3 protein-coding genes and 1 pseudogene are annotated in these 2718 nt (G+C 46.2%); 2 read left to right on the forward strand and 2 right to left on the reverse strand.

Going from position 1 to position 2718, the window contains the following annotated elements; genetic code table 11:
* Together H740_RS05965 and H740_RS05970 are read left to right on the forward strand one after the other, a co-directional pair.
* The coding region (locus H740_RS05965) for a tRNA-ribosyltransferase family protein (protein ID WP_002952393.1) at positions 1–340 on the forward strand (340 nt) is incomplete at its 5' end.
* Positions 341–349: 9 nt separating this feature from the next.
* Positions 350–1042: a CorA family divalent cation transporter gene (locus tag H740_RS05970; protein ID WP_002952394.1), complete on the forward strand. Its 693-nt coding sequence runs from the start codon at positions 350–352 to the stop codon at positions 1040–1042.
* Between the two features lie 108 nt (positions 1043–1150).
* Here the strand turns inward: H740_RS05970 and H740_RS05975 are convergent, their stop codons facing one another.
* Together H740_RS05975 and H740_RS11935 are read right to left on the reverse strand one after the other, a co-directional pair.
* The gene (locus H740_RS05975) at positions 1151–2500 is read right to left on the reverse strand and encodes a TolC family protein (protein ID WP_002952395.1); all 1350 of its coding nucleotides are present in this window, start codon (positions 2498–2500) and stop codon (positions 1151–1153) included.
* A gap of 1 nt (position 2501) precedes the next feature.
* Positions 2502–2718: pseudogene (locus H740_RS11935) on the reverse strand (macrolide ABC transporter permease/ATP-binding protein MacB); the annotation flags it as partial.

Consider the following 2718-nt stretch of genomic DNA (forward strand, 5'->3'; position numbering starts at 1 on the left):
GGATATGTTTGACTGCGTGATGCCGACGCGAAACGCGCGCAACGGCACGCTATTTACGAGTTTTGGTAAGATAAATATCAAGTCCGCGAGATTTGCAACCGACCGCGCTCCGATAGATCCCCAGTGCGACTGCTACGCGTGCCGAAACTACTCGCGCGCCTATCTTAGCCACCTATACCGAGCGGGCGAGCTGACGTTTTTCCGTTTGGCAAGCCTACACAACTTGCATTATTATTTAAATTTGATGCGGCAGATGAGAGAAGCGATAACGGCGGGCGAATTTGAAAAATTTAGGCGAAATTTCTACGCCAAACGCGGTAAAGACGCGCCGAGCATATAAGGCAAAACGGTGAGCGAGCGCGATATCTCTGGGTACTTTTACGACGAGGAGTGTGAGTACGTCTATCTCGTGACGGACGGCAGCGAACAAAACTATAAATTTATCTTTAAAGAAGATAAAATTTACGCCCAGAACGGCAGCGAAAGCGGCGCTGAGGAGTTTATCCGCGTAGTAAAAAAGATAACGAGCGAGTTTCGCGCCAAGATCGCCGAGCACTCCGCCCAGCTTGAAAGCTACGAGAAAATTTACGCAGGCAAGAGGGATTTTACTAAATTTATCAAAAAGCACGCGGTCTTAAAATACGAAATACGCAAATTTCAAAATAAAATTTCGCACTTTTACGAGGCTCTGGCGATCTGTCAAAACGAAAGGCCCGAGCTAAAAAAGCAGCTCAAAAACTACGTCTACGAAGCCGGCGTGCTAAAAAATGCAGCCTGCGAAAATGCCGCCAGGATAGACGATATATACGCGCATATCCAAAGCCTAAAAAACGACAAAATCAACCGAAACATCTACATCCTGACGCTGCTTTCGGCACTATTTTTGCCGCTAAATTTTATCACGGGATTTTTCGGTATGAATACGAACGGGATGTTTTTAAACGGCTTTCAAAACGGCACGGCTATCGTCGCCGGGTCTATGCTTGCTCTTTTTGCGACGCTAGCGGGACTGTTTTATTTTCTAGGTAAACGACGCGAGTAAATTTGTAAGGTCATTTACGGTTAGTCAAATTTAACTTACTGCCAAATTTTTCGCAAATTTAACGCACCCAAATCAAAACCGCAAATCAGGTGCGCAGCCTGGCAAAATTTACTCCGCCCGCCCAGCCACAGCTTTATAGATACCGATTTCGTCTTGCAAAATTTTATATTTTTGCGCCAGCACGCCGATCCTGCTTTCAAGTAGCGAATTTTGCGCCTCCAGATAGTTTTTTAGCTCGGTTTTGCCGTAGTCGTATTTGAGTTTATAGATGTCGCTGATAGAGCTTAGATTTCGCAAATTTTCGTTTAAATTTTGCAAAACTGCCTCGTCTTTTTGCAGACTTTTGTAGCCGGCGTCTATCTCGTTTAGCGCGGTCGTTAGCGTCTGCGCGTAGTTTAGCTTCATCGACTCAAACTCAAGCTCGGAGATTTTTAGCTTTGATTTGAGCTTGGAGTAGTTTAAAAACGGCAAATTTATCGCGATATTTCCGCTTAAAAAATTTAACTTCAGCCCCTCGCTCGCGCTATCTCCGCTACCGCTAAGGCCAGCTCCTACCGTGATACTTGGATAAAAGCTTTTTTCGCTAACCTTAACCTCTAAAAGCGCCTCTTTTATGCGCGAGATCGCGGCTTGCAAATCGGGACGCGCGCCGATAACGTAAAGCGGCACGTTTAAATTTACGCCCTGCGGAGAAATATCGCTCAAATTTCCGCTCAAATTTAAATCAAACTCAGGCCTAACGTTTAGCAGATTTCTTAGCGTTTTTTCCGCCGCGTCAAGGCTCTTGCTTGCGTTTAAAATTCTATTTTTAGCCGAGATTACGGAGCTTTTTATTTGCTTTAGGCTTAGCTCTTCTTCTTTGCCGAGCTCAAATTTGGCTTTTATAATCGCCTCAAGCTCTTCGTAGTTTTTTAGCGTCTTTTCGTATAGATTTATGCTCTCTTTTTGATATTTAACCTCAAAATACGCGTCCGCGACGGAGTTAATGAGCGCAAGGCGAGCGGCCTCTAGGTCGTATTTCGTCGCGTTAGCCTCCCACATGGCGGCGTCTGCGGAGTTTGCGAGCTTGCGCCACAGATCTATCTCGTAGCTTAACGATACGCCGCTTTTATAGCTTTCACTCCAACTGCCGCCCGTTTTTATATTTTTGCCCGTTTCCGCGCCCAAATTTGCATTAAAGCTAGGCACGAGATCGGCCTGTAAGACGCCTGCTTGCGCGAGGGCTTTATTTACCGCGATGGCTGATTTTGCCAGATCTATATTATTTTTTAGCGCGAGGCTGATTAGCTCGTTTAGCCTAGGTTCATTATAGCCTCGCCACCACTCGCGCTCCAGCCTAAAATTTGCCGTCAAATTTGCGTCGTCTTTTAGCAAAATTTGCTCGTAGTTTTCGTTTATCTGCGTTACCGCGCAGCCGCCGAGCAAAAAGGCGGCTAGGATTATGGAGATTTTTTTCATTTTATTCCCTTGAAAGAGCGTCGATCGGATTTAGCTTTGAGGCGCTGCGAGCAGGCATGTAGCCGAAAATCACGCCTATCGCGCTAGAGACGGCGAGCGCGACCACGATAGAAGTCTGCGAAAATATCATCTTGATATCGGGTGCGAAATTTTCCGCTAGATAGCCGATACCAAAGGCCGTTCCGACGCCGATTAATCCGCCGATGAGACACAGCAGC

The organism is Campylobacter showae CC57C, from assembly GCF_000344295.2.
GTDB classification, from domain to species: domain Bacteria; phylum Campylobacterota; class Campylobacteria; order Campylobacterales; family Campylobacteraceae; genus Campylobacter_A; species Campylobacter_A showae_B.

Coding starts and splice junctions, on each gene's coding strand:
- H740_RS05975 (WP_002952395.1), bottom strand. CDS start 2,500: ATGAAAAAAATCTCCATAATCCTAGCCGCCTTTTTGCTCGGCGGCTGC.